The following is a 26861-nucleotide window of genomic DNA, read 5'->3' as shown; positions in this document are numbered from 1 at the left end:
CAGCGACTGCCCGACCGCTCGCACCGGGGTCGCCCCGTGGACCTGGGCCGTCGACGGCCCGCAGCCGCCCGCGGCGGGAAGGGGGCGTGTCGGGGGGTGCCCGCCCGCAGCGTGCGGCGAAAACGCAGGGCACGAATGTGAGGCACAGAGCGTCGCACCGAGGACGGACACCCCCCGGCGCGCACCCGACCCACCCACTGGACGGACGGCGCTACCGCAACCACGCACCCTCGGACACAGGCCGCCGCAGGCACTCAGGGGCGCGGGGAACTGCGCGAGAACCCCCCACCGGCCCGCAGGTGGAAGCGATGGCTCTGCCACACCAAGGGGCGCGGGGAACTGCGCGAACGCCCCACAGGCCCGCAGGTGGAAACGAAACCGCAAGCAAAAAGGAGGCGCGGGGAACTGCGCGAACGCCCCACAGGCCCGCAGGTGAAAACGAAACCGCAAGGAAAAAGGACGCGCGAACGCCACCCAGCAGGCCGCAGTGAGACGCGAAGCCCCGGGCCCGCGTGCCGTCAGGACAGTTGGCGGGGCAGGGGTGTCGCGTGTGTGACGATCAGGCCGGACACCGCACGTGTCAGCGCGACGTACAGGCGTCGCAGGCCCGTCCGCTCGTCCGGCTCCCCGTCGACGACGGCCTGCGGCTCGTCCAGCACGACATAGTCGTACTCGAGGCCCTTCGCCAGCGACGCCGGCACCAGCGTCAGCCGCGTCTCCCGCGTGGTCTCCTCACCCGGCGCGAGATACCCGACCCCCGCCTCCCGCAGCGCCTCCGCCAGCCCCGCGATCCGCGCGTCCGCGGCGATCAGGCCGACGGAGCCCTCGTTCCGCAGCAGTTCCTCGCACGCCGACACCACGTCCCGGGTCCCGCCGGCCGGCCGTACCTCGAAGAACCCGGGATTCTCACGGACGGACGCCACCGGCGTCAGCCCGGGCGCGATGTGCGGCAGCAGCCGGGACGCGTACGTGATGACATCGGTCGGCACGCGGAAACCGGCGGTCAGTTCCTCGATCACCGCGTCCGGCTTGCCGAGGTGCGCGAGCGCCTCCTCCCAGCCGCGTGTCGCCCACGGCGTCGTGCCCTGCGCGAGGTCGCCGAGGACGGTCGCGGAACCGGTGCTGCACCGGCGTCCGACGGCCCGGTACTGCATGGGGGACAGGTCCTGCGCCTCGTCGAGCACGACATGCCCGAGGGAGTGGGTGCGCTGCACGAGGTCGCTCGCCTCGTCGATGAGCACCGCGTCGGCCGCCGACCATTTCGCGGACTTCACGCTGCGGGCCGGCTTGGCCCACAGGATCGCCTTCTGCTCGTCGGCGTCGAGGACACCGTCGGCGTGTTCGGCGAGGAAGTCGGGGTCGGACAGCAGCCGCAGGACGAGCTTGGCCGGGTCGACGGCCGGCCAGATCGTCTTCACGGCGGCCTTCACGGCGGCGCTGCGCGCCACGGCGTCCTGCACCCGGTCGTCGGGGGCCTCACCGGCGCGTTCCATCTGTACGAGGACGGCGTGCGCGATGCGCTGGGGCAGCGCGTCGCGGGCGGCGCCGTAGCGGATGTCACGGTCGAGCAGCTCGCGTACGACGTCCTCGATCTCGTACGCCGGGACCCGCCACCGCCGTGAGCCGCGCACCACGACGACGGGCTCGGTCGGCATGGTCACGTGGGAGTACAGGGCGCGCCGCAGCACCTCGGCCATGCGGGCGTCGCCCTTGACGACGGCGGCGGACGCGTCGTCGGTGCCGCGCACCTCGACGTGGGCGACGAGGTCGTCGACGGTGGCCTGTTGCACGGACAGCTCGCCGAGCGCGGGGAGTACCTGCTCGATGTAGTGGAGGAAGGACCGGTTGGGCCCGATGACGAGAGTGCCGGTGCGGGCGAGCCGCTCGCGGTGCGCGTACAGCAGGTAGGCGACGCGGTGCAGGCCGACGGCGGTCTTTCCGGTGCCGGGCCCTCCCTGCACGCAGACGGTGCCGCCGAGCCCGGAGCGGACGATCTCGTCCTGCTCGGGCTGGATAGTGGCGACGATGTCGCGCATGGGGCCGACGCGCGGCCGTTCGATCTCCTGCTGGAGCAGCCGGCTGGTACGGGCGACCTCGGCCGGGTCGGACAGATGCTCGTCCTCGTACGCGGTGAGGTCACCGCCGGTGTAGCCGAAGCGGCGGCGCAGCCCGATGTCCATGGGGTCCTTCTTCGACGCCCGGTAGAACGGCTGCGAGACCGGCGCACGCCAGTCGATGACCATGGGGTCGCCGTCGGCGTCGTGGACGTGCCGCCGCCCGATGTAGAAACGCTCGCCCTCGGCACCCTCGGCCTTGTCGGAGCCGGGCGCGTGCAGATAGTCGAGGCGGCCGAAGAACAGCGGGGTGTCGCTGAGGTCGGCGAGGGCCTTGATGCGTTCGTCGATCTGGTGGGCGAGGGCCGCTGCGTTGACCCAGTTCGCGGTGACGTCGCTGATGTCGAGCGATTCGACGTCCTCGCGCATGGCGCGCAGCGCGGCGCGGGACCTGGCGAGATGGGCGCGCTCCCGGGCCAGGGGATCGTCGGCGGACTGGGAGACGGGCGTGGACAAGGGGGTGCCTCCGGAAAACCTGCTGCTGTGACTCCTGGATGAGTGATCGGGCCGGCCGGTTTCCGACCGGTCGGCGGCACTCCGGCGAGGGAGGCGGGCAAGAGCGGAGATTCTAGGCGAGCGCCGGAGGCGGAGGCGAATGGATTTTTCCGCCGGGGCAGTGGACCTTCCCGAGACGCCGGACACGCCGAGGCGAACGAAATGCCGAGACGCCGGACACGCCGAGACGACGCACACGCCGAGGCGAACGGACACGCCGAGGCGGACGGACGCGCCGAGGCGGACGGCACGCCGGGAGGCCGGGCCACCCCGGGAGACCCGGCCGCCCCGAGGGCGACGGACACCCCGGGCCGCAGACACACCGGGACCCCGCACGCTCCGGTACTGCACAGGCGTACGGGGTCCAGGACAGGCAGGGCGGACAGCGGACGGAACGGAACGGCTCAGGCCGAGCCGTCCGCTCCCGGCCCCAGCCTGCGCCACTCCTCCGCCGAGCTGGGCGGCAGCAGGTCGGCCGAGGCGGGCCGGTCGGCGTCCAGCACCTCGGTGGCGACGCGGACGAAATCCCACGTGTCGACCGCCGGGTCGGCCGGGTCGAGCAGGCCGCACAGCTCGTCCCAGGAGAGGCGGGCACCACCTGAGACAGCGGTCGTGATACGGCCCAGGGCTTCCGCGTCGGTGACGGCTTCGAGCCGTTTCAGGGCGGCGTCGAGGTCGAAGTCGTTGGCGGGCAGTTCGGCTTCGAGGCGGGCCACCTCCTCGTACGCCTGCTGCCGTGCCGTCTCCGGGTCGGCGTCGCGGACGCGGGTGAGCAGCGCGCGCCGCTCGGGCCGGTCGAGGAAGATGCCGACCTCGCGGACGATGTCGGCGGGCTCGTCGGCCACATGCACAAAGTTGATGATCTTGTTGGGCGGGTCGAGGACCGTGCGCAGATGCTCGGGGCCGCGTGCCTCGGGGTCGGCGGAGCCCTTGAGGTCGGCGAGCCGTACCGAGCCGGGGACGGCGGGGTCGTACCGCTCGTCGTGGACGATCAGCAGCAGGGACTCGGTGACGCTGTGCATGAGCGTCATCAGCGCGAGCCGGTCGGTGGTGTAGACGTGCCAGTTGTAGCGCCACAGCTCGCGCATGGAGTGCCGGTTGTGCCGGATGCGGGCGCTGCCGAGGATGCTGAAGCCCTGGTCGGAGAGGTAGCGCAGGGTGCGGTCGGCGCGGCGGGCGGCCATGCCGTCACATTTGAAGCTGAGTAGCCCGAGCGGCCCGAGCGCCGCCGCGGCGGTACCGGCGGCCTCCCGGGCGCCGGAGTCCCCCGCGGCGGGCGTGCCGCCGGCGGGCGGCTGCCCCCCGAACACGTCGAGCGCGTCGGCCCAGCACTCGCGGAAGTACAGGTCCTCGGCGAAGAGTTCGCGTTTCGTCGCCGAGACGGTCAGCGCGGACCACTGCGCCTCGTCGGGGACCCTGGGGTCGTGTGCTGCGGGTGTGCTGGTCATGCGGTCGCTCGCTTCCAGGACTGCGGGTCGGGGTTGGTGAGCACCTTGGGGTGGCCGGGTTCGTCGTACTCGATGACGTAGGTGCCCAGGACCGCCAGGTCCCACCGGTCGGGGCGGGCGCCGAGGGCCTTGAGACCGGCGGCGAACGGCCGCCAGGCGACGCGCTCACCGCGTTCCATGCGCGCCAGCGCGTCCCGGACGCCGGCGCTCGCCGGTCCGGGCCCGCCGGTGCCGGCCTCGGCGGCGTCGACCGCCTCGGTGACGGCGCGCAGGGCGTCGGCGAGGGCGAGGGAGCGGCCGGGCGCGGGATGGTCGCGCAGGGCGCGGTCCAGGGTGGCCTTGTCCCGCGGTGCCAGGTCGCCGGAGGCGAGCGCGGCGTACAGGTCGCGGCGGGCGGACTCGCCGAACAGCAGGCCGAGTTCACGCAGCAGGTCGGCCGGCTCGTCGGCGACGTGCAGCTGGCTGAGGACCCGGTTCGGCTGGCCGAGCAGGCTGCGCAGGGTGCCGGGCCGCTGCGCCTCCAGCGTGGCCGACCCCTTCAGCGTGGACATCCGTACCGTGGCGGGCAGTTCATGGCCGGGCCCGCTGCGCAGCAGCAGCACGAGGGCGGGGCCGGAGCCGAGGATCAGATCATTGACGGCGAGCCGGTCGAGGGTGGCCGAGGTGAGCTGGTAGCGCCACAACTCCCGCCAGTGGTGGCCCTCGAAGCGGAAGTCGCGTACCGCGGCCACCTCGAAGTCGTGCTCGGTGACGAACTTCAGCACCGGTTCCAGTCTGGCCGCGGCCAGCCCGTCCGGCTTGAGCATCAGCAGGGCGGTCTCCCGCAGTACGACGGGCAGCCGCTGCGGGCCAAGGATCTCCTCGGCGTCCCGCAGCCCCTCGCGGAACCAGGTCTCACGGGCGTACAGTTCCTGCTTCTTCTGACTGCGTGTCAGCTCCGACCAGTCGAGCGTTCCCATCGGGCCCTTCCGCCGTGCCGGTGTGTCGTCGTGCAGGCAGTGTCGGCCGCGTCCGTCGGGTCCGCCGCGTCCGCCGTGTCCGTGCGGGTGCCCCTGCCGGTCCGTCAGATCTGCCGTCGTCCGGGACTCTAGCAGGCAGCGTATTTCGCGACGGAATCACATGAGACGTGATTTGGGATTGCGGCCCCGGCGCCCCTCCAGACGAGACAACTTCGATGTTTGAAACCCGCACCTGTGGTGTCCGGCAGGGGCGCCCCGGGTCAATCCGGACATCTTCGGCGGGGCGCGGGTTCCGGTACGGCCGCCGGTCCCGGTCCAGGTAAAGAAATGGCAGGGTGAATACATGTCGGGCGGCCCTTGCGTCCCTTGACGGTCACTGTCGGCGTCCGGTTAATTCCGGGCTGCGGGAAATACCTTCCCGTTCCGACACACAAGGAGGGTGGTTCACATGCGTGAAGCTGTTTCCACCGCTGTGCAGAGCAGCAACTTCAACCTGAAGAACGAGCTGGTCGAGCTCATTCCTTCCGGTGTTGCCGCCGAGCGCGCCGTCATGGGCGTCCGTGAGCTGGAGGCGTTCCGCGCCGCCGGTTCCTTCGTGCCGGCCTCGAAGCACGGCCTCGAGGTCATCACCGGCGCGAGCTGCGAGACCGGCGCCCAGTGATCCGCCGCCGGGCGGGTCGTCGGCCTCGGCCGGCGCCCGCCCGGCGCTTGCAGCGCCGTACCCGAACCACCTGGGAGCCTCCCGACTCCCCCCTCGGAACCCCGGGAGCCGGCCGCTCCCTCCCGAAGCCTCCCGCTCCCGGGAGCGTGCCGCTCCCCCCAGAGCCTCCCGCTCACCGGAGCGCGCCGCTCCTCCCGGAGCCCCCGCTCCCTGATCTCCCGCTTTTCGTCGCGCCGGATAGGACAAGGTCATGACCGACACTTCTTCTCGCGAGCTTCCCAAGGTTTCCGTTGTGACCTCGCACGGTCGGCAGCTGCTGAGCGGTGGGGCCGACGAGCGTCTGATCGACATCCTCGGCCGCAATCACGTGCCGTGGTCCGCGGTGGCCGCCTATGTGGTGCCGAAATCCGGTGGCGACCCGCGACTTTCGCCCTCCCTCGACCGTACGCTCGCCGATTTCGACGACGCCTCGGAAATCCTGCTGTACTTCAACCGGAACGTGAATCCGTTCAATTTCTCGATCGAGAATTTCAAGACGATCGAGAGCGACAACCCCGGCAGCGAGGCCACCGAGTACGTGTACCAGCGCCTCGACAACGAGACGGGCCTCGCCGAGTCGTTCCTGAAGAAGCTCAGCCCCGAGGAGTGCCGGCAGATCATCGCCGACCGCGTCGGCGACACCGTGCGCGCCGCCGTCCCGCAGGGCGCGGACCTGGTCGTCGGTGTCAGCGGCGGCGGCGACAGCAACGCCCTGCTGTACGGCCTGAGCCAGCTCGCCGACCACGGCATCCGCGTCCACCCGGTGATCCTCAAGGGCATCCCCGACTGGGACGCCGGGGTGCCGCGCGCCGAGGCGCTCTGCGAGAAGTACGGCCTCGAACTGACCGTCATGGAAGCCGAGGAGGTGAAGCAGCTCCTCGGCATCCCCGCCGACTCGGTCGATCTGATCGACCGGTTCGAGCGCGAGTTCCAGGGCGACGACTTCGAGTTCCTCGGCACGCTGCTGATCCGGCTCGCGCTGTCGAAGGCGGCCCGCGACCTCGGCACCCCGTACATCGCGACCGGGGTGAACCTGGAGGACATCGTCTGCGAGAACCTCTACCGGGTCACGACCGGGCTGAAGCCGGCCTCGTTCCCGTCCCGGAAGATCGGCGACGTGACGCTGGTCCTGCCGCTGTGGCTGTGCCCCAAGCGGATCATCGACGGCTGCTTCCCGAAGTACTCCCTGGAGAACTACGACGCCCGCTACCCCTGCTTCTCGCTGGGCCGCAACCTGTACTACAGCGTCGTCTACGCCATGCAGTCCCAGTTCCCCGGCTATCTGGAGCAGGTGGCGCGCGGCCTGTCGCAGCTCAGCCAGCAGGACCCGGTCGAGTACACGTACAACGAGCAGCTCGGCTTCCACGTGGAGCGCACCGTGCCGTTCCCGCTGCTGCGCAAGTTCCAGAAGATGCTCAGCGGTGCACAGCCGGCCGTCGGCTGACGCGGCGGGACGGCAGGGATGACGGCGCACACCGTCGCGGTGGTGGGCGGCGGCCCGATGTGCACGTACGCCGTTGCGCATCTGGCCGCCGTACTGCCCGACGCCCCTCCGGCGGGCCCGGTCCGGATCGTCGTGCTGGAGCGCGGCGGCCGGGCCGGGGCCGGTGAGGTGCACAGCGACACCCAGACTCCGGTCGGCTATCTGAACCGGGTGACGGGGCAGATCGCCTTCGCGCCCGACGAGTCCAGCGATCCGCCGCGCAAGCTGCTGCCGGCGGAGCTGCGGCCCACGTTCCAGCAGTGGTGCGCGGAGCGGTACGCGCGCACCGGGCACCCGGACTTCCTGCTGCGGGCCGACGAGGTGCCCCGCCGGTATGTGCACGGGCTGGCGCTGCGGGAGATGTTCCTCTCCTACGTCGCCCGGCTCGACTCCGTGCCCGGGGTGCGGGTCGAGGTGCGTACCGCGGAGGTCACGTCGGTGCGCAGGACGGGCGGTGCGGGCCCGGAGGACCGGTTCGTGCTGCGTACGGCCGACGGTGCCGAACTCGCAGCCGACCAGGTGCTGTTCGTCACCGGCCACTCGTGGAACCGGCCAGCGCCGGGCAGCGAGGAGGAGCGGCTCGCCGCGCACGCCGGCTATGTGCCGACGCCGTACCCGCTGGCGGAGCGGCTGACCGAGCGGGCCGTGCCGCCGGGCCGGCCGGTCGCGGTGCGCGGGCTCGGCCTCACCGCGATCGATGTGCTGCTCCAGCTGACGGAGGGCCGCGGCGGAACGTTCGTACCGGACGAGCAGGCCGGTCCGCACGGGCTGCGCTATGTCCCGGCCGGCCGGGAACCGTCCGTGGTCGTCGCGGTCAGCCCCAGCGGCGTGCCGGTGTCGGGCCGGCCGGTCAACCGCAAGGTGGCCGACCCGAGCCTGGAGCACACCGGGGTGTTCTTCACCGTCGACGCGGTACGCACCCTGCGCGCCACGGCCGGTGCGCGGATGCGGGACGGGCGTCTCGCCCTCGACTTCGACCTGCATCTGTTCCCGCTGGTCGTCCTGGAGATGGCGTGGGTGCACAACCGCACCCTGCGCGGCGACGCCGTCGCGGACCGGCTGCGGGCGGCGGTGGAGCCGCTGTACCGGGACTTCCTCGCCGGCCGGGCACCGTGGGGCGAGGCCGGGGCCGATGCGCTGATCGCCGCCCTGGAGGCGCCCCTCGACGGGCCGACAGGCGAGGGGCCGGCGGACGGCGACAGGCGGTCGGACGCCACCGGCGCCCGCTTCGACTGGCGGGCGGTGCACGACCCCCTCCCCGCCGGGTCCGCGCGCACCGGCGACGACGGCGCCGACTGGGCCCGCCGCACCGCCGACCATATGCGCCGCGACCATCTGGACGCGCTGGAGGGCAACCTCCGCAACGCGGTCAAGGCGGCCTGCGACGGGGTGTGGCGGGATCTGCGGCCGGTGTTCGCGGAGGCCGTGGACTTCGGCGGGCTCACCCCGGACTCCCACCGACGGTTCGTCCGCACCCACATGCGGTACTACAACCGGCTGTCCAACGGCGCCGGTACGGAGCCGATGCGCAAGGTGCTGGCGCTGCTCGACGCGGGACTGATCGACCTGTCGGTGGGGCCGGAACCCGAGGTGGCGCCCGCCGCCGACGGGCGGGCCGGGTTCACCGTGACCGGCGGACGCACGGGCGTGGTCCGCCGCGTGGACACGGTGGTGGAGGGCCGGGTCCACCCCTTCGACGCGCGACGCGACGTGCTGCCGCTGTACCGGTCGCTGCTCGACGAGGGCCTGGTGCAGCTCTGGCGCAACACCGGACCGGCACGACCGGACGGCACGGACACCGGCCGCGAGGCCCCGGACGCCCACCGCGAGACCCCGGAAACCCGGGACACCCCGCACGCCTCGGCCACGTCGGGCACCTCGGCCACCCCGGCCACCCCGGGCACCTCGGCCACCCCGGGCACCCCGGCCACCGAGGACCCGGCCGATTTCGTCCCCGGCGCCCTCCACCTCGACGACCGCTTCCACCCGGTGCTGCCCGGCGGCGGCACCGAACCCCGCCTCACCTTCCTCGGCGCGCCCGCCGAGGGCCTGCGGGTCTTCCAGCAGAGCGCCGCCCGCCCGTACTGCAACAGCTCGGTCCTCGCGGTCGCCGCCGAGTGGGCCGAGGAGGCCGTACGGCGCATGCCGGGCGGTGAGGACGCGCGTACGCCCGCCGCCCCGCACCACACCGCCGACGCGACGACGAAGGGCTGAACCGTTGACACGCCACTCCCATATGCGGCTCGGGGCCTTCCTCTACCCGACCGGCTACCACGTGGCCGCCTGGCGGCACCCGGCCGTGCCGGCCGACGCCGGGGTGAACTTCGCGCACTACGCGGAGCTGGCCCGCACCGCCGAGCGCGGCCGGATGGACTTCCTGTTCCTGCCGGACAGTTCGGCGATGCGCGGCGACGACATGGACGCGCTCAGCCGCACCGCCATCCGGTACGTGGCCCAGTTCGAGCCGCTGACGCTGCTCGGCGCGCTCGCCGGGGTCACCGAGCGGATCGGGCTGACGGCCACCGTGTCCTCCACGTACACCGAGCCGTACCACATCGCCCGCATGATCGCCTCGCTCGACCACATCAGCGGCGGACGCGCCGGCTGGAACCTGGTCACCTCCCAGAACCCGTTCGAGGCGTACAACTTCGGCCTGCCGGAACACCCCGAGCACGACGCCCGCTACGCCCGCGCCTCCGAGTACGCGCAGATCGTCAAGGGCCTGTGGGACACCTGGTCGGACGGGGCGTGGCTGGGCGACAAGGACGCGGGCCGGTTCTTCGACCCGGACGGGGTGCGCCCGCTGCACCACAGCGGCGAGCACTTCTCGGTGCGCGGCCCGCTGAACATGCCGCGACCGCCGCAGGGGCATCCGGTGACCATCCAGGCGGGGTCCTCCGAGCCGGGCCGTGATCTGGCCGCGTCCGTCGCCGACGTGGTGTTCACCGCGCAGCACTCCCGTGAGCAGGCTCTGCTGTTCGCGGAGGACGTGCGGGCGCGCGCCGTGAAGGCGGGCCGCGACCCCGAGTCGGTGGTGATCCTCGCCGGGGTGTTCCCGTACGTGGCGCCGACCCGCGCCGAGGCCGAGGCGAAGGTGGAACGCCTTCAGGACCTGATCGACCCGCATGTGGGTCTCGCGCTGCTCTCCAGCGAGCTGGGCCATGTCGATCTGTCGGGCTGCGACCCGGACGGCCCGCTGCCGGACATCCCCGTCTCCAACGCGGGCCGCTCCCGCCGCGATCTGCTGGTGCGGATGGCCGCCGAGGAGGGGCTGACGGTACGGCAGCTGTACAAGCGGGTCGCGGGCTCGCGCGGTCACCGGCAGGTGGTGGGCACGCCCGAGTCGGTCGCGGACGACCTGGAGGACTGGTTCCGCAGCGGCGCCGCCGACGGCTTCATCGTGATGCCTCCCCAACTGCCCGGCGGGCTGGACGACTTCGTGGACCTCGTGCTGCCGGAGCTGCGGCGGCGCGGCCTGTTCCGCACCGAGTACGAGGGCAGGACGCTCCGCGACCATCTGGGACTGGAAAGGCCGGCCCGGTGAGCGCGGCGGCACACGGCGACGACCGTGCCAGGGCGGCCGAGTTCGACCTGGTCGCGGCCCGTGCGGGGCTGCCCGTCCCGGCGGAGTGGCGGGCCGGCGCGGTCGCCTCGTACGCCGAACTGATGGCTTTCGCCGCCCTGCTGCGCACCCCGGACAGGCCGCCGGGCAGCGAACCGGCGGCGGTGTACCGCGTGGAGGCGCACACGGAGTACGAGGAGTACGACGCCGAGGTCCGCGAGGCCGAGGAGCACGACCCGGAGCCGCCCGGCATCGAGGGCGGCGGGACCGGAGGGCACGACAGGACCGTGAGGGAAGGAAACGGGCGTTGACGACCACGACCACCGCGGAGGCGACCTTCCCGGCCCCCGCTTCCGTCCCGCCGCGCGCCCTGCACGAACTGTCGGTCGCCGAGGCGGGCGCTCTGCTGCGGGCGGGCCGGCTGTCCGCGACGGAACTGACCCGGTACACCCTGGCCCGTATCGAGGAGCTGAACCCCCGCCTGCACGCCTTCGTCACCATCACCGCCGAACGCGCGCTGCGGGACGCTGCCCGCGCCGACCGGGAGCTGGCGGCAGGGCTGGACCGGGGCCCGATGCACGGCATCCCGTACGCGCTGAAGGACATCTTCGACACCCGCGGCATCCGCACCACCAGCCACTCCTGGCTGATGGCGGACCATGTGCCGCAGGAGGACGCGGAGGCCGAGGCGCGGCTCGCGGCGGGCGGCGGGGTGCTGGTGGGGAAACTGGCGACGCACGAGTTCGCGCTGGGCGGGCCCAGCCCCGAGCTGCCGTTCCCGCCCGCCCGCAACCCGTGGAACACCGACCACTTCACCGGCGCCTCGTCCTCCGGGGCGGGCGCGGCGGTCGCGGCCGGGCTGGTGCGGGTGGCGATCGGCTCCGACACCAGCGGCTCGGTGCGCGGCCCCGCCTGCCACTGCGGCACGGTCGGGCTGAAACCGACGTACGGGCTGGTGTCGCGGCGCGGCGCGTTCCCGCTGTCGTACGCGCTGGACCACATCGGGCCGCTCGGCTGGACCGTGGCGGACACGGCGCTCGCCACCCAGGTCATCGCCGGGTACGACCCGCTCGACCCCGGCAGTGTGCGGCGGGAGGTGCCCGATCTGACGGCGGGGCTGGGACTCGGCGTGGAGGGGCTGCGGATCGCGTACTCGCCGTGCTGGTTCCGCGACGATGCGGCGACCTCGCCGGAGGTGACCGCCGCGATCGAGCGGGTGCTGGGGGAGCTGGCGGCGCGCGGCGCGGAGGTCGGCGAGGTGGAGCTGCCGCCGTACCGGCTGTTCAACGCGTGCGGCCGGGTCATCATGGCGGCTGAGGCGTACGCCGTCCACGAGACCGACCTGCGGACGCGGCCCGAGAAGTACGGGCGCTACACCTACCAGCGGATCGCGCCCGCCGTCGGGCTGTCCGCCGCCGACCTGGTGCAGGCGCACCGGATGCGGCAGGAACTGGCCCGCGCGCTGCACCGGGCGGTGTTCGAGAGGTACGACGTGCTGGTGACCGCGACCGGTCTGGCGCCGGCGCCCCGCCTGGACGCGTTCCCCACCGACTGGCCGCCGCCGCGTGAGCTGACGGCGATGCAGACGATCCCGTTCAACGTGACCGGGCATCCCGCGCTGGCCCTGCCGACGGGCCTGTCCGCGTCGGGCCTGCCGCTCGGCATGCAGATCGCGGGCCGCCCCTTCGACGAGCCGACGGTCCTGCGCGTGGGCGCCGCGGTGGAGGCGATCACCACCCACCCGACCCGCCGCCCCCCGACATCGGCGACGGCACCGGGGCCGGACGGGCGGGGGTGACCGGGCCCCCGTGACGGCCCGCGTGTCGGCGTCCGCCCCCGGTCAGCCCTGCGTGACCCAGCCCGACTCCAGCAGCGCGTCGAAGAGGACGGCCGTGGTGTCGGGTGGGAGGGGGCGGCGGAGGGCGTAGGAGGCGTCCGTGATCACCGATGCGCGGTCGCGGCGGCCGTCGGCCCTGATGGCGAGGTTGAACAGCACCGACAGGTGGTGCTTGTCCTCGGCGATCATCCCGCCCAGCCGGGCCCGGCTCGCGGGCGGCAGCGTGCCCAGCATGGCCCGCAGGTTCAGCGGCCCGTCCCAGGCGCGCCGCACCGGCCGACCGCCGCCCACCAGCGCCGGGTCATCTCCGGTTCGGCCCTCGGCCAGTGCCCGCGCCTCCTCCACGGGCGCCCCGGCGGCCAGTGCGCGCAGGGCGGCGGCGCGGCGGTCGACGTGGGCGGCGAGGCCCCGCCCCCAGTCGGTGCCGGCCCGGCCCAGCCGCTGTACCGTGTCCTCGGCCGCCGACCGTTCCGCCGCGCACCAGCGGTCCACGACGTCCGTCAGCACCGCCCGCGACGGCCCGCTGCAGGCGAGGGTGTGGGCGAGGGCGGCGCCTGCCGTGGTGGCGCGGATCATCTCCACCCGCGACACCTTGTCGAGGCTGTCGGCCGCCGAGTGGTTGAAACGGTCTGCGGGATGGCAGAACTGCACGGCCGGCCGGTCCACCGACGGGTCGGCGTACAGCGCGTGATCGGAGAAGCCGAGGAACGGCGACGGCGACCAGGTGCCGGGGCTGTGCGCGGTGGCCGCGAAGACCCGGTCGACGACATGCTCGGCGAGCGGCGCGAGCAGCGTGGGCGTGGTCTCCGGCGGGCGTTCCACGACGAACGGCGAACGGCACAGCGCCTGGTCCTCGCCGACCATGTCCAGGTTGATCAGCGCCTCCGGCAGCGGCCCGCCGCCCGCCCGCGAACGGCCGTGCAGCACGGCCGCGTTGCCGAGGAACTCGGCGCCCCAGAAGAAGCGGATCGCGTGCCGCGTACCGGCCCGCGCGTCGGCGCGCCGCCACCGGGACAGCGCGGCGGCGGCACCGAGCAGGGCGGCCACACCGGAGGCGTTGTCGTTGGCGCTGGGGCGGGGGTGGCACAGGTGGGCGGTCAGCCAGATCTCGCCGCCGCTGCCGTCGCCGGGCAGCACGCCGCTCACCACCGGCATCGCCGCGGTCCGGTCGATGGTCACCTCGGCCCGTACGACCGCGCCCCGCCCGGCCGCCGAGGCCAGCAGCCGGAATTGCTCGGGGGTGACGCTGAACCCGAACAGGGCGCTGTCCGGCGGCAGTTCGATCCGCCCGGGATGCTGCCCCACGCCGTCCGGACGCTGCCCCGAGCCGTCGGGATGCCGCCCCGCGCCGCCCCGCTCCCGGTCGTCGCCCGTGCCCTTCCACGGGGCGTCCGTGATCAGGCCGAGCGCGCCCGCGGCCGTGAGGTCGGCCAGCAGCGACCCGCGCAGATACGCGGCACGGTCCACCAGCGCCACCGCGCCGGCCACCGCCGGACCGGGCGGCCCGTCGCCGGTGACGGGCACCAGGGGCGCGGTGACGCCGCCCGCCGGGGTGGGCGCCGAGTAGGTCGCCACCGTGAAGGGCTGCCCGGCGTGGTCCAGGGCCAGCAGCGGCGGGGCAGCCGCGTCGCGCCCCGCGTGGACGGTGAGGCGGGCGGTGAGCGGCGTCCAGGAGACCGGCGCGCGGAACGACCACCACTGGGCGCGGCCGTCGGCGTTGTACCGGTCGACGGTGACGTCGGTCAGTCCGGCGGCCTCGGCGGCGTCGGCGACCACGGCGGCGGCCCGTTCCAGCCCGAGCGAGGCCTGGTACCGGTCGTGGGCGGCCACGCGCGCCACATGCCCCATCACCTCGTCGGCCGGTACGGCACGCAGCACGCTCTCCACGGGCACATCAGCCACGGAATTCCCCCCGAAAAATACGGCCGGAACGGTTTTCGGTTTCCCGGAAGACCTTACGCGCCGCATGGCCGCTCCCTCCATACGGGCCCCGTCCGGACCGCCGTAATGCGCGATCCGTCTCACGTCGTCGCCGCCCTTTCTCCTCGCCCGCCCGGCGAGTCGCCGCCATGATCCCCGCCACCACCTGCACAAACGTCAACTGGGCCGTGCCGGAAGGGGAGTTGCTTGTCTCACGTGGCGCTTGACGGCCGCGCCCGCCGACTGTTGCATTCCCCGCGTCGATATCGAGGAATGCGCGTCCCGCGGTATTACCGCTATTCGCCGTTCCGTGACACGCGTGGGAGGTGAATGTAATGCGCAAGTACACCAAGCCGGCTGCCAAGGAGGTCACCTCCGGCACCGTCCTCAAGGTCGTCGTCTGAGTCCCGCACGGGAACGCGACGAGCCGCGCCCGGCTCCGGCCGGGCGCGGTGGTCCTTTCCGCACCGGTGCCCCCGGCCGCCCGCGGCGGCGGCCCGGCTCGCATCCGTGTCCCATCTCCGCAGCGAGCGAGGTAGTTGTATGTGTGGCCTGACCGGGATCGCGCGGGTCGACGGCCGTCCCGTCGGCGACGAGGCGGACGGCCTGCTCCGCCGCATGGCACGCGCCGTGGCCCACCGCGGCCCCGACGACGAGACGTACTTCCGGTCCGGCCCCCTCGGCCTGGGCTTCGTCCGGCTGTCCCTGGTGGACCCCGAAGGCGGCGCCCAGCCGCTCGCCACCGACGACGGCTCCCTCGTCCTCATCGCCAACGGCGAGATCTACAACCACCGGGAACTCGCCGCAGGCCTGCCCGCCGGCACCCGGCTGCGCACCCGCTCCGACTGCGAGGTGCTGCTGCACCTCTACCGCAGGGACGGGCTGCGCTTCCTCGACCGGGTGCGCGGCATGTTCGCGCTGGTGCTGTGGGACCGCGACCGCGGCAAGCTGATCTTCGCCCGCGACCGGTTCGGCATCAAACCGCTCTTCTACCACCTCAACCGCGAGCGGATCGTCTTCGCCTCCGAGATCAAGGCCCTCTTCGAGGAGCCGGCCTGCCCGCGGCAGCTCGACTGGGACAGGGCGCTGCGCGACCAGATGCTCACCATGGCCCCGGTCACCGACGACAGCCCCGCCCACTCCTGGTTCACCGGCATCGAACTCGTCCCCGCCGCGTCCATCGTCACCTTCGACCTGAACGACGGCAGCCACACCACCCACCGCTACTGGGACTTCCCCACGTACGAGGGCGACTCGGCCGCCTCCGAGGAGCAGCTCGTCACCGACTACGGCCACTACCTCGCGCAGAGCGTCGAGGAGTGCCAGATGGCCGACGTGGAGATCGGACTGTTCCTCAGCGGCGGCATCGACTCCGCGGCCGTCGCCGCGCTCGCCGGGGTCAAACCGCGCACCTTCACCGCGCTCAACGGCAGCACCCTCGCCAACGGCGACGCCGAGTCCGCCCACTCCATCGCCCGCACCCTCGGCCTCGACAACCACCAGGTGCTCCTGGACACCGCCCACACACCCACCGTGGACGAGTGGAAGCGGCATCTGTGGCTGCTGGAGACACCGCTCGCCGGGCCGGAGACCTTCTACAAGTACGAGATGTACCGCTACGTCGGCGCCCACGCACCCGAGATCAAAGCGATGCTGCTGGGCGGCGGCGCCGACGAGTTCAACGGCGGCTACTCCATGACCATCGCCGGCGGCGGCGACTGGGACGACTTCACCCGCAACGTGCGCGGCATGGGCATCGCCCGCGACCGCGCCCTGCGCCCCGACCTCGGCGTGTGGTGGGACGCGGCCGGCCGCTCCCCGATCAGCGCCGACTATCTCCGCGAGGCCGCCGGCGGCCCGGCGAGCGACCCGTACGCCGCGCTGTTCCGCTGGAAGTACCGCGACGTGCAGCTGTACAACTGCTGGCACGAGGACCGCACCGCCGCCGGCAACGGCATCGAGGCCCGCGTGCCCTTCCTCGACCACCGGCTGATCGAACTGGTCGCCGCCGTCCCCGCACCGCTGCGGCCGAAGCTGGTGTGGGACAAGCAGATCCTGCGCCGCGCCATGGTCGGCGTACTGCCGCCGGAGATGGTGAACCGGCCCAAGGGCCCCTTCTTCTACGGTGACGGCGAACACCACACCTACCGCACCTTCCTGCGGATGCTCGCGCAGGACGGGGACCGTCTCCTCGAGGAGGCCCTCAGCTCGCCCGCCGCCCGCCGCCACCTCGACCCCGACGGGGTCCGCGAGCAGCTGCGCCGCCTGGAGAACGACCCGTCCGCCGGCCATGTCGAGCTGCTGCTGCGCATCGTCAACCTCGGCCTGCTGGAGCGGATGACCGCCGACCTGCCCACCCCGCACGTCTCCTCCGCCAAGGCCCCCGTGCCCGCGTCGGTACCGGTCACCGACTGGGACGCCGAACGCGACACCATCGAGGCCCGCGTGGTGCGCCGCCCCGCCGTCGACGAGGCCGCCACCCTCCAGCTCGCCGGCAACGTCCTGCTGCTGCACTCCGCCGACGAGCCCGCCACCTGGTATCTCGCCGTCGACGGCAGCGTCGAGTACGTCCTCGACGAGGACGACAACCCCGCCTGGGTACGGCTGCTGCACGCCTTCGACGGCAAGAAGCCCCTCGGTGAACTCCTCGCCGACCTCGGCACCGACACCGAGGACGTGCGCCCGCTGGTCGCCGAGGCCCTGGAGCTGGGACTGCTCACCGGCGCGGTCCCGGCGGCGTGAGCGGGCAGGACGCCGTGGACAGCGCGACCCTCCTCCAGGGGCCGTGGGAGACCTCGGCGGCCCGGTCCGACCTCGCCGGCTGCCTGGAGGAACTCCAGCTGCGCGGCCTGCTGCCCGCCGACCACCTCGCCGTCGTCTGCGTCGGCTCGGTGGCCCGCGGCTGGGCCAACGACCGCAGCGACTACGACTTCAACGTGATCGCGCCTGGCCCCTGGCCGGGGCCCAGCGCCCGCACCGTCCCGGTGCCGCTGTGCCCCGGCACCGTGCCGTCCGTCGTCGAGTGGGTGGACGGCCGGCGCTGGGAGATCAAGTACTGGCTGGACGTGCAGGTCGAGCAGATGCTCGCCAAGGTGTCCTGGTTCCAGTTCGAGGAGGGCGGTGCCGCCGCGGGGGCGCTCACCGACACCGAGGAACTGTTCCTGGAACGCCTGACGACCTGCGTCACGCTCAGCGGCGCGTCCTGGGTGCGGGGCAGACGGCAGGCGCTGGAACGCTCCGCGTTCCGGGCGTTCGTGACGACCCGCTCCCTCGTCGAGGCCGACGCGGCGGTCGAGGACGCGCTCGGGCAGCTCGCCGCCGGGGACACCGACAGCGCGGTGCTCTCGGCGCACAAGGCGTTCGGGCACGCCGTGGACGCCCTGCTGGAGAGCAACGGCATGTACGGCTCCCGCACCCCGAAATGGCGCGCCCGCCGCCTGCGGGAGGCACGGCCGCGGCTGCTGTCGTACGAGGAGTACTGGCCGGTCGAGACGATGCGGGACCTCGACCCCGACGACCCGGCGACCTGGGTGAACCGGGTCGTCCAGCGGTGCAGAGATCTGTCGATCGAGGTGGAGATTCACTGATGGGCGAGACCGAACTGGGCCCGGACAGCGTCGTGCGGCGCCGTATGGAGGCCCGCGTGCGCAAATACCGCGGCAGCCTGTTCATCGCCGTACGCGACCAGGCGCTCGAACTGGACGAGGTGGCGCAGGCCATCTTCCGCCGCATCGACAGCACTTCCACGCTGCGGGAGATCGCCGCCCGTCTCGCCGAGGAGTACGACATCCCGGTGGACGAGGCGACCGGCGACACCGTCGACTTCGTGGCCCAGCTGGTGGGCCACGGCGTGGTGGAGGTCGTGCAGTGAGGAGGACGCCGTGTGCGGGACGGTAGGAATGTTCGTCGGCTGTACGGCGCTGTCGTACTGCCCCCGCCGCCTGCTCGCGGCCCCCGCCCAGGACGACGCGGGCGAGTACCGCAGCCCCTTCACCACCTGGTACGAGCGCTCGGCGGTACGCAGCTCACCCCGGCGGAAGATCGACGACCGCACCGAGGAGCCACGCCACTTCTTCCCGCCGGAACTGGTACCGGTGACCAGGCACCCCCTGATCGCCTCGCTCCCGGCGAAGGTGTTCGACGAGGTGCTGGTCCAACACCTCTACCGCTACCTCGACTTCACCACGAAGCTCGAACACCTCGTCGTCAACCGGACCGTGCTCGGCATCGCGCACGGCTCGATCGGCGTCGAGGTCCCGGAGGAGATGCGCCTCGACGCGTACAAGATGTACTGCGACGAGGCCTACCACGCCCTGTTCTCCGCCGACCTCGCGACCCAGGTCCACCAGGCCACCGGCACAGCCGCACGACTCCCCGGCCGGCCTTTCTTCCTGCTGAGACTCCAGGAGATCAAGACAGAACTCCCGGCCCACCATCGTGCCCTGGCCGAGCTGCTCTTCGTGATCATCTCGGAGACACTGATCTCGGCCAGCCTCGCCGAGGTTCCCGGACACGACGGTGTGGACTCCGCGGTCACCGGCACGATCCGCGACCACGCCCTGGACGAGGGCCGCCACCACGCCTACTTCGCCCACTTCCTGCAACGCCTGTGGGCCCAACTGGACCCCACCGAACGCCGCGCGGCAGCCCTCCTGGCCCCCCGCCTGATGGATGCCTTTCTCCGCCCCGACACAGAGGCCCTCCGCGAGGAACTGACGGGTTACGGCCTCACCCGCGAGGAAGCCGACCAGGTGGTGGCCGAGGTCTACACCCCCGAGGTCCTCAGCACCCACGCCCTGGCCACGTCCCGCCAGACCCGCCGCTACTTCCGCGACCTGGACGCCTTCGACACCCCGGAGGTCCAGGACGAACTGAACAAGTACGGCTTGGCGGACTGACCGGCCCCGCAGCCACGAACGGCGAGAGGGGGCGTGCCGGGGCGTGAATCCGAGAGACGGAGCGCCGCACCGAGGACGGACAACCCCCGGCACGCACCCGACCCACCCACCGCAGTAGGCGCAACGGCAACCACGCCCCCATCCGCGCAGGCCGCCGCAGATGCTCAGGGGTGCGGGGGACTGCGCGACCCCGCCCACCGGCCCGCAGGTGAAGACGATGGCCCCGCCAAGACAGGGGCGCGGGGCACTGCGCGAACCTGCCCACCGGCCCGCAGGTGAAGACGATGGCCCCGCCAAGACAGGGGCGCGGGGCACTGCGCACAAGGCCCTCCCCGCCCCGCCGGCGGAAAAGGGCCGCGGGGAACCGCGCAGAGCCCCGCCCGGCCCAGGGCACCGCCCCCGGCGCTACACAGCAACCCCCCGCCGCGTCAACACCGGCTCCTCCCCCTTCAGCACCGTCCGCTCGGTCACCGTCACCTTCACCACGTCCTCCATGGACGGCACGTCATACATGACAGAGATCAACGCCTCGTCGAGGATCGCCCGCAACCCCCGCGCCCCCGTCCCGCGGCTGATCGCCTGATCGGCCACCGCCTCCAACGCCTCGGTCTCGAAGACCAGCTCCACCCCGTCGAGCTCGAACAGCCTCCGGTACTGCCGTACCAGCGCGTTCTTCGGCTCGGTGAGGATCTTCAGCAGCGCCTCCCGGTCCAGCTGCGCCACCGACGTGATCATCGGCAGCCGTCCGATCAGCTCGGGGATCATGCCGAACTTGACGAGGTCCTCCGGGGTGACCGAGTCGAAGAGATCGTCCGCGGCGGCCTCCTGCCGGGACCGTACGCTGCCGCCGAAGCCGATGCCCTGCGCACCCGTCCGCGCCTCGATGATCTTCTCCAGTCCGGCGAAGGCCCCGCCGCAGATGAAGAGGATGTGCGAGGTGTCGAGCTGGATGCCCTCCTGGGCGGTACGGCTGCGGCTGCCCTGTGCGGGGGAGCCGCCCCGGCTCTGCGGGGACACGGTCACCACGGAGCCCTCCAGCACCTTCAGCAGGGACTGCTGGACGCCTTCGCCGGAGACATCACGTGAGACGGCCGGACCGTCGCCGCGGCGGGCGATCTTGTCGATCTCGTCGATGTAGACGATGCCGGTCTCGGCCTTTCTGGGGTCGCCGTCGGCGGCCTGGATCAGCTTCATCAGCATCGCGTCGACGTCCTCGCCGACATAGCCGGCCTCGGTCAGCCCGGTGGCGTCGGCGATGGCGAACGGCACGTCGAGGATGCGGGCCAGGGTCTGCGTGAGCAGGGTCTTTCCGGAACCCGTGGGCCCGAGCAGCAGGATGTTCGACTTGGCCAATTCGACCTCGCCGTCATCGGCGGGCGTTCCGGAACGCACCCGCTTGTAATGGTTGTAGACGGCGACCGAAAGAGACCTCTTGGCGCGATCCTGACCCACCACATAGGTGTCCAGGAATGCCCGTATCTCACGTGGCTTCGGAAGACCGCCGACGAGTCGTGCCTTTGCCTGCTCGCTTCTCGCCTCGGCGACGACTTCGGCGCACAGGTCGACGCATCCGTCGCATATGTGCACGCCGGGCCCGGACACAATCTTAAAAACCTCGTCCTGTCTCTTCTGGCAGAAGCCGCAGGCGAGTTGGGGCCCCTGGTTGCCGACGACCGTCATTCGGTGAACTCCTTCGAACCATCGGGGAAATCTCCGGGGCGCCGCACTCGGGTCCGTAAGCGGACCGGACCGGGAACCGGCGCGGATCAATTGAGTAACACCCCGCTCATATAGCGGGGTTGGGATTGCGCATGGTGAGACGCACGTCGCGCGGATGCCTCAACTCTGGCAGGATGTCGGTGAATAGATCAATGCGTTCGAGGAGTCACATGACCGCGGTATCCCGGATCGTCGCCCGTGAAATCGTCGACAGCCGTGGCAACCCGACCGTCGAGGTCGATGTCACCCTGGAGGACGGCTCGTTCGGCCGCGCCGCGGTGCCGTCGGGCGCCTCGACCGGTGCCAACGAGGCCGTCGAGCTCCGGGACGGTGACGGCACCCGGTTCCACGGCAAGGGTGTGCGCAAGGCCGTCGACGCGGTCAACGGCCCCCTCGCGGAGGCGCTGATCGGCCTGGAGGCCGAGGACCAGGTCACCGTCGACGAGACGATGATCAAGCTGGACGGCACGCCCAACAAGGGCAACTTCGGCGCCAACGCCATTCTCGGCGTCTCTCTCGCCACGGTGAAGGCCGCTGCCGCCGCCCACCGGCTGCCGCTGTACCGGTACGTCGGCGGTGTCGGCGCCCGGCAGCTGCCGGTGCCGATGATGAACATCGTCAACGGCGGTGCGCACGCGGACAACCCGATCGACTTCCAGGAGTTCATGATCGCGCCGATCGGCGCGCAGAGCTTCGCGGAGGCCGTCCGCATGGGCTCCGAGGTGTTCCACACGCTCCGCAAGAACCTCGCCGAGGCCGGCCACAACACGGCCGTCGGCGACGAGGGCGGCTTCGCGCCGAACCTGCGCTCCGCCGACGAGGCGCTGACGTTCATCGTCCGCGCCATCGAGCAGACCGGCTACACCCCCGGCCAGGACGTCGTCCTCGTCCTCGACCCGGCGACGTCCGAGTTCTACCGGGACGGTGTGTACGACTACGCCGGCGAGGGCGTGAAGCGCACCGTCGACGAGCACATCGCCTACCTGACCGAGCTGGTCGGCCGCTACCCGATCGCTTCCATCGAGGACGCGATGGCCGAGGACGACATCGACGGCTGGAAGAGCGTCACCGCCGCGCTCGGCGGCAAGATCCAGCTCACCGGCGACGACGTCTTCTGCACCAACGTGGACCGTCTGAAGGACGGCATCCGCGACGGCTACGCCAACTCGATCCTGGTGAAGGTCAACCAGATCGGCTCCCTCACGGAGACCCTCACCACCGTGGAGACCGCGCACAAGGCGGGCTACACCGCCGTCATGTCGCACCGCTCCGGCGAGACCGAGGACACCACCATCGCCGACCTGGCGGTCGCCACCAACTGCGGCCAGATCAAGACGGGTTCGCTGTCCCGCTCCGACCGCACCGCCAAGTACAACCAGCTCATCCGCATCGAGGAGGAGCTGGGCTCACAGGCGATCTACCCGGGCGGCAGCGTCCTGCACGTGCGCTGACCCCACCCCGGCCCGTCGGGCCGCCCGGGAGCACCCACCAGCCCCGGGCGTCCCGGCCCCCGTGCCGGGCGCCCAGGCCCCGCCGGACCGCCCGGCCCGCCGTCCGTCCCCGCCCCGCGGCAGGCGTCCGCCCGCCGCGGGGCGGGTCACCGCCGCCCGCCAGGAAGGTCGCCCGCTCCGTGTCCCTCGCCATCGGCTCGTACGAGAAACTGCGCGGTCTCGACGACGGCGCGGACCTGCTGAACCTCGCCTGGACCCAGGACGAGCGCGAGCATCTGTCGGCCGATGTGATGGCCGTCGTCGCCGAGGAACTGGCCGCGGAACTCGCCGAGGACCTGCCGTACATCGGCGACTACATGGTCAAGGACCCGTACGGCGAGCACCTTCTCGGCCCGGCCGTCGCCGAGTACTTCGGCCGGCCCGGCTGGGACGCCTCCGTGACCTGCGGCGCCGGCGTCGGACCCCTGCTGCACGACCTGGCGCTGCTGGCCGGCGGCACCGCCGTGGAGGTCGTCACCGACGTCTACCCCGACTTCCCGCACTGGGCCGGCCGCGCCGGAGGCCGCTGCGTCCCGCCCGGCACCGCACCGGACGCCCGCCTCCTGCTGCTGGAACGCCCCGCGCTCACCGACGGCCGCCACACCGCCCTCGACGCGGTGCGCGAGCTGTGCGACACCGCCCGCCGGCGCGGCGCCGTCGTCCTCGTCGACGAGTCCAACGCCAACTACCTCCCGCCCGCCTACAGCGCCGCCAACCTCACCCCCGAGGTGCCCAACCTGATCGTCGTACGCGGCCTGTCGAAGGCGTACGGGCTGGGCGGGGTCCGCCTCGGCTACTGCGTGGCGTCCCCCGCCCAGACCGCCGCCGTGCGCGGCGCGGTCACCCCGCTCGGCGCGTCGTCGCTGTCGCTGCGCATCGCCCGCCGGATCCTCGCCCTCGGCGACATCACGGCGGGGCTGCGCGAACGCATCGCACGGAACCGGCCGTACGTCCGCGGCCTGCTGGCCGGCGCGGGACTGCCCGAGCCGGTCGAGGCCGCCGACGGGCTGCCGTACGTGCTGTTCCCCGACCGGCCCCGGCAGGCCGTGGAGCGGCTCGCGGCACACGGGGTGCAGGCCAAGGCGCACCCCGTGTGGTCGTCGAGCGGCGGCGGCCTCACCACGGTCGGCCGGCTCAGCGTTCCCCTGCGGGAGAGCCGACTGACCGACCTCGTACAGCGGCTGGCCCGGACCCCGTCCCCGGCGCCCGACCAGGCGCCCCCGGGGCCGGCCGGGGTCTGAGCGCGAGGAAGCACACCGCGAGCAGCGCCACCGCCGGCACCGCGACGGCCGCCGCCAGCAGCTGTGCGCCGACCGTCCCCGGCAGCGCCAGCAGCGCCGTGTACACGGCACCGGACGCCATCTGGAGGAAGAAGAACAGCCCCGACGCCGCGCCGGCGTGCTCACCGTCGTAGCGCATCATGCCCGCCTGGCAGGTCGGGAACATCGCCCCGACGCCCAGCATGCACACCGCCATCGGCACCACCAGGCTCAGCGCGCTGCCCGGCCACACCCGCACGGTCACCGGCATCACCAGCGCCGCTGCCGCAGCCACCGCGGACGCGGTGCGCGCCAGGAACTCCAGCGAACGGCTCCTGCCGAGCCGTTTCGCGGTGGTGCTGCCGCCGACGTAGCCGAGGATGACCAGCGTGTACAGCAGCCCGTACACCGTGGGCGACGCCCCGAACTCCCGCTGGATCAGATCGCTGGAGTACGTGGTGAAGGTGAAGTACGCGCACCACGCCAGGGCGATGGCCGCCGCGAACACCACGAAGTCCCGGTGGGTGAGCACCGTGCGGTAGGCCCGCGCGTACCCGACGAGCCCGCCCGGGACACCCCCGGTGGCGACCGGGCCGTCGGCGGGCAGCAGCCGCAGCACACCCGCGGCCACCGCCACGCCCAGCACCGTCATGAACGCGAACAGCGCCCGCCACGACACATGCTCCACCACGAGCCCGGCGACCGGCGGCGACGCGGCAGGCGTCACCGCGATCACCGTGGACAGCATGGTCAGCATCGGCAGCCGCCGGTGCTCCGGCAGCGTCCGCTGCACCCACAGCCGGGACACGACCGTGCCGGTGCCCGCGCCGAGCGCCTGTAGCACACGGCCCGCGAAGAACGCCCCGTAGACGGGTGCGAGCAGGCACAGCAGGGACGCGCCGGAGAACAGCAGCAGCCCGGCGAGCTGCACCCGGCGCGCCCCGTAGCGGTCGGCGAGGTTGCCGGTGAGCAGCATGCACACCGCGTACGCGGCCATGTAGGCGACGAGGGAGCCGCTGGTGCCGTCGGTGCCGACGCCGAAGGACTCCCCGACCGCCGGCAGCGCGGGCACGTACGCGGCGAGCGCGAGCTGCGGTACGAACACCAGCGACGCGAGACAGACGGCGAGCCCGCGCCGACGGCCGGTGGGCCGGGCCGCCCCGGCGGTCCCGGCGGCGGGCGCACCGCCGGTACCGCCGGGGACGCCGGTCGTGCCGGGGCGGTCGGCGGGGAGCGCGTCGCTCACTGGGCCGCTCCCGCGAGGACCCGGTCCGAGGCCGGTACGAGCCGCCCGGCGACGGTGTCCGCCTGCCGGGCCACCAGCTCCATCGAACTGGTGTGGAAATGCTCGCCGGACGCCAGGTCCCCCACCACGTACAGCCCCTCGCGGACGCCGCCGCCCGCGTCCAGTACCTGGTTGGTCGCCGGGTCCACCCGTACCCCGCCCAGCGGGTGCGGCACGACCGTGCCGCGCGCGACGAGCCGGGACACGAGGGAGGACGGCGGCGCTGCGGATGTGTCGATGGTGCGGCCGACCGCGTTGACGACGACGTCGTGCCGGGTGGTCGTGCCGTCGGCGTAGGTCGCGGTGAACCCTCCGCCGGGCGCCGGTTCCACCGCGGTGATGCGCCGGCGGAACGTCAGCTGACCGCTGTCGCCCAGCGCGAGCAGCTTCTGCGCGTTGGTCGTCGGCATGGGGCTGCGCAGGCAGTTGTAGGTGCGGTGCCGGGAACGCAGGAACGCCCGCTGCTGGGTGGCGGGCAGGGCACGCCACAGCGCGGAGTAGTAGGGGGCGAGCGCGCCGACGCAGCGCTGCGCGAGCCCGCCGGGCAGCGGGTCGGCGAGGCGGTGGCGCAGCAGGTCGGGGGCGTCCCAGTCCTCGGTGTACGGCAGCAGCGCCTCGGCGAGCGTGGTGCCTCCGGCGCGCAGCGCGCTGTCCAGGATGTGGTGGACGCCCCGCAGGGTGACATCGCCTCGGGCCAGCAACTGGCGGGCGTCGCTGAGGAGTTCCGGCAGCGGCGAGGAGGCGAGGTCGGTGCGGACGTCGGGGACGCGACCGGAGCGGGAGGCGAGGGTGATGCCGGCGCGGTGCCCGTGGCCGGCGAGGACCAGCGCCACGTCGGCGGCGGTGAGTCCGGAGCCGAGGACGAGGACGTCGCGGTCGGCTCCGATCCCGTCCAGGGACCGGTCGAGGGGGTACGGCTGGTGGACGAACCCGTCCGTGCCGCGCAGGCCGAACACGTCGGCGGGCGGCAGGGTGCCGACGGCGAGGACGGTGACGTCGGCGGCGTGCCGCTGCCCGTCCGCGGTGACGAGGAGCCGGCCGGCGGTGCCGTCGGTGACGATGTCGGTGACGGCGGTCGGCACGAGGGTGACGCGTGCGCCGAGCAGCGCGAGATCCTCGCAGGCCTGCCGGAACACGTCCTCCAGATAGTTCCCGAAGAGGTTGCGCGGGACGAAGTGCCCGGCGGGCGCGGGGCGTAAGGAGGTGCGGGTGGGCGCGGGCGCCGCGGCGGACCTGCGCCGGTACAGCCAGCGGCGGAACTGGCCGGGGTCGCCGTAGTCCACCGACATGGCGGAGTACGGGCGGTTGAGCAGCGCGGTGTCCGCGTCCTGGGCGTAGGCCACGCTCGGCCCGTACCGCTGCGCGGACTCGAACACGATGACGTCGGCGGCGGTACCGCCGATCTCGCTGGACAGCCGGCGGGCGTACGCGGCGATCAGCGACGTACCTGCGGCCCCGCCGCCTACGACGGCAAGGGTCGGTTGCTGTGACACAAGTGCTCCGTTGCTCTGTGAAGGGTGCCGTGTCCCGGCGCGCCGGTCGTGCGCGTTCCGGGGGTGACGGGCACGCCTGCGGCGCCCCCCGGGTGAGGGGGCGCGGGCGGGCGTGGTGGTGTGTGGGCGGTTCGCTTCGGTGTTCCGTCACGCCGCCAGCGCTGGGGCGGGCGGCTCAGGGCGAGGTGCGGGGTGGGTC

At 72.8% G+C, this 26861-nt stretch carries 19 protein-coding genes; 12 read left to right on the top strand and 7 right to left on the bottom strand.

Features of this window, described 5'->3' with window-relative positions; all coding sequences use genetic code 11:
* Nucleotides 1-518: 518 nt before the first annotated feature.
* From MTQ10_RS09170 to MTQ10_RS09160, 3 genes are all read right to left on the bottom strand, one after another.
* Nucleotides 519-2570, bottom strand: coding sequence for a HelD family protein (locus MTQ10_RS09170; RefSeq protein WP_247464412.1), 2052 nt, complete (start codon nucleotides 2568-2570; stop codon nucleotides 519-521).
* A 443-nt stretch (nucleotides 2571-3013) separates the two neighbouring features.
* Nucleotides 3014-4057: a nucleoside-diphosphate kinase gene (locus MTQ10_RS09165; RefSeq protein WP_247464409.1), complete on the bottom strand. Its 1044-nt coding sequence runs from the start codon at nucleotides 4055-4057 to the stop codon at nucleotides 3014-3016.
* Nucleotides 4054-5016, bottom strand: coding sequence for a nucleoside-diphosphate kinase (locus tag MTQ10_RS09160; RefSeq protein ID WP_247464406.1), 963 nt, complete (start codon nucleotides 5014-5016; stop codon nucleotides 4054-4056). Before MTQ10_RS09160 ends, MTQ10_RS09165 begins: the two co-directional genes overlap by 4 nt.
* A gap of 448 nt (nucleotides 5017-5464) precedes the next feature.
* On the opposite strand from MTQ10_RS09160, the gene MTQ10_RS09155 reads away from it, so the two are divergent.
* The 6 genes from MTQ10_RS09155 to MTQ10_RS09130 all read left to right on the top strand — a co-directional run bounded on the left by MTQ10_RS09155 (nucleotide 5465) and on the right by MTQ10_RS09130 (nucleotide 12559).
* Entirely contained in the window at nucleotides 5465-5677 is a 213-nt protein-coding gene (locus MTQ10_RS09155; RefSeq protein ID WP_247464403.1) for a hypothetical protein, read from the top strand.
* A 292-nt stretch (nucleotides 5678-5969) separates the two neighbouring features.
* Nucleotides 5970-7160, top strand: coding sequence for a hypothetical protein (locus tag MTQ10_RS09150; protein WP_247464400.1), 1191 nt, complete (start codon nucleotides 5970-5972; stop codon nucleotides 7158-7160).
* A gap of 18 nt (nucleotides 7161-7178) precedes the next feature.
* The gene (locus tag MTQ10_RS09145; protein WP_247464398.1) at nucleotides 7179-9413 is read left to right on the top strand and encodes an FAD/NAD(P)-binding protein; all 2235 of its coding nucleotides are present in this window, start codon (nucleotides 7179-7181) and stop codon (nucleotides 9411-9413) included.
* Between the two features lie 4 nt (nucleotides 9414-9417).
* A complete protein-coding gene (locus MTQ10_RS09140) occupies nucleotides 9418-10743 on the top strand; it encodes an LLM class flavin-dependent oxidoreductase (protein WP_308404552.1) in 1326 nt (441 codons plus the stop codon).
* Nucleotides 10740-11072, top strand: coding sequence for a hypothetical protein (locus MTQ10_RS09135; protein ID WP_247464396.1), 333 nt, complete (start codon nucleotides 10740-10742; stop codon nucleotides 11070-11072). Before MTQ10_RS09140 ends, MTQ10_RS09135 begins: the two co-directional genes overlap by 4 nt.
* Nucleotides 11069-12559 (top strand): amidase, encoded by a 1491-nt coding sequence (locus MTQ10_RS09130; RefSeq protein WP_247464393.1) that lies wholly within the window; start codon nucleotides 11069-11071, stop codon nucleotides 12557-12559. Before MTQ10_RS09135 ends, MTQ10_RS09130 begins: the two co-directional genes overlap by 4 nt.
* 42 nt (nucleotides 12560-12601) lie before the next feature.
* On the opposite strand, the gene MTQ10_RS31460 is transcribed toward MTQ10_RS09130, so the two are convergent.
* Nucleotides 12602-14500, bottom strand: coding sequence for a M28 family peptidase (locus tag MTQ10_RS31460; RefSeq protein ID WP_247464390.1), 1899 nt, complete (start codon nucleotides 14498-14500; stop codon nucleotides 12602-12604).
* Nucleotides 14501-15061: 561 nt separating this feature from the next.
* On the opposite strand from MTQ10_RS31460, the gene asnB reads away from it, so the two are divergent.
* Genes asnB through MTQ10_RS09105 form a run of 4 tightly spaced genes read left to right on the top strand, consistent with a single transcriptional unit; the run spans nucleotide 15062 to nucleotide 19416 of the window.
* Nucleotides 15062-17260: an asparagine synthase (glutamine-hydrolyzing) gene (asnB, locus tag MTQ10_RS09120; protein ID WP_247464388.1), complete on the top strand. Its 2199-nt coding sequence runs from the start codon at nucleotides 15062-15064 to the stop codon at nucleotides 17258-17260.
* Nucleotides 17257-18105: a hypothetical protein gene (locus tag MTQ10_RS09115; RefSeq protein ID WP_247464385.1), complete on the top strand. Its 849-nt coding sequence runs from the start codon at nucleotides 17257-17259 to the stop codon at nucleotides 18103-18105. Before asnB ends, MTQ10_RS09115 begins: the two co-directional genes overlap by 4 nt.
* Nucleotides 18105-18389, top strand: coding sequence for a PqqD family protein (locus MTQ10_RS09110; RefSeq protein ID WP_247464382.1), 285 nt, complete (start codon nucleotides 18105-18107; stop codon nucleotides 18387-18389). The genes MTQ10_RS09115 and MTQ10_RS09110 overlap by 1 nt, the downstream gene beginning before the upstream one ends.
* 10 nt (nucleotides 18390-18399) lie before the next feature.
* Nucleotides 18400-19416 (top strand): diiron oxygenase, encoded by a 1017-nt coding sequence (locus tag MTQ10_RS09105; RefSeq protein ID WP_247464378.1) that lies wholly within the window; start codon nucleotides 18400-18402, stop codon nucleotides 19414-19416.
* Nucleotides 19417-19821: 405 nt separating this feature from the next.
* Here MTQ10_RS09105 and clpX read toward each other — a convergent pair whose 3' ends face one another.
* Nucleotides 19822-21096 carry an ATP-dependent Clp protease ATP-binding subunit ClpX gene (gene clpX, locus MTQ10_RS09100; RefSeq protein ID WP_282611967.1) on the bottom strand — a complete coding sequence of 425 codons (1275 nt, stop codon included), beginning with the start codon at nucleotides 21094-21096 and terminating at the stop codon, nucleotides 19822-19824.
* Between the two features lie 209 nt (nucleotides 21097-21305).
* On the opposite strand from clpX, the gene eno reads away from it, so the two are divergent.
* Entirely contained in the window at nucleotides 21306-22586 is a 1281-nt protein-coding gene (gene eno, locus MTQ10_RS09095; protein ID WP_247464375.1) for a phosphopyruvate hydratase, read from the top strand.
* 179 nt (nucleotides 22587-22765) lie between these two features.
* Complete coding sequence (locus tag MTQ10_RS09090; protein ID WP_247464370.1) at nucleotides 22766-23866, top strand: aminotransferase class I/II-fold pyridoxal phosphate-dependent enzyme; 1101 nt, start codon at nucleotides 22766-22768, stop codon at nucleotides 23864-23866.
* Here MTQ10_RS09090 and MTQ10_RS09085 read toward each other — a convergent pair.
* Both MTQ10_RS09085 and MTQ10_RS09080 read right to left on the bottom strand, forming a co-directional pair.
* Complete coding sequence (locus tag MTQ10_RS09085; protein WP_247464367.1) at nucleotides 23760-25130, bottom strand: MFS transporter; 1371 nt, start codon at nucleotides 25128-25130, stop codon at nucleotides 23760-23762. The genes MTQ10_RS09090 and MTQ10_RS09085 overlap by 107 nt on opposite strands.
* Nucleotides 25127-26662 (bottom strand): FAD/NAD(P)-binding protein, encoded by a 1536-nt coding sequence (locus MTQ10_RS09080; RefSeq protein WP_247464364.1) that lies wholly within the window; start codon nucleotides 26660-26662, stop codon nucleotides 25127-25129. Before MTQ10_RS09080 ends, MTQ10_RS09085 begins: the two co-directional genes overlap by 4 nt.
* Nucleotides 26663-26861 lie beyond the last annotated feature (199 nt).

The sequence above is a fragment of the Streptomyces sp. XM83C genome (assembly GCF_023072675.1).
GTDB classification, from domain to species: Bacteria; Actinomycetota; Actinomycetes; order Streptomycetales; family Streptomycetaceae; genus Streptomyces; species Streptomyces thermocoprophilus.
The sequence above is the reverse complement of the archived record's forward strand: the minus strand, read 5'-3'. Positions and strand labels throughout refer to the sequence as shown.

Bases quoted from the DNA above. Each gene is read 5' to 3' on its own strand.
- MTQ10_RS09160 (WP_247464406.1), bottom strand. From the start codon at position 5,016: ATGGGAACGCTCGACTGGTCGGAGCTGACACGCAGTCAGAAGAAGCAG.
- MTQ10_RS09110 (WP_247464382.1), top strand. From the start codon at position 18,105: ATGGGCGAGACCGAACTGGGCCCGGACAGCGTCGTGCGGCGCCGTATG.
- eno (WP_247464375.1), top strand. From the start codon at position 21,306: ATGACCGCGGTATCCCGGATCGTCGCCCGTGAAATCGTCGACAGCCGT.
- MTQ10_RS09155 (WP_247464403.1), top strand. From the start codon at position 5,465: ATGCGTGAAGCTGTTTCCACCGCTGTGCAGAGCAGCAACTTCAACCTG.
- clpX (WP_282611967.1), bottom strand. From the start codon at position 21,096: ATGACGGTCGTCGGCAACCAGGGGCCCCAACTCGCCTGCGGCTTCTGC.
- MTQ10_RS09165 (WP_247464409.1), bottom strand. From the start codon at position 4,057: ATGACCAGCACACCCGCAGCACACGACCCCAGGGTCCCCGACGAGGCG.
- MTQ10_RS09145 (WP_247464398.1), top strand. From the start codon at position 7,179: ATGACGGCGCACACCGTCGCGGTGGTGGGCGGCGGCCCGATGTGCACG.
- asnB (WP_247464388.1), top strand. From the start codon at position 15,062: ATGTGTGGCCTGACCGGGATCGCGCGGGTCGACGGCCGTCCCGTCGGC.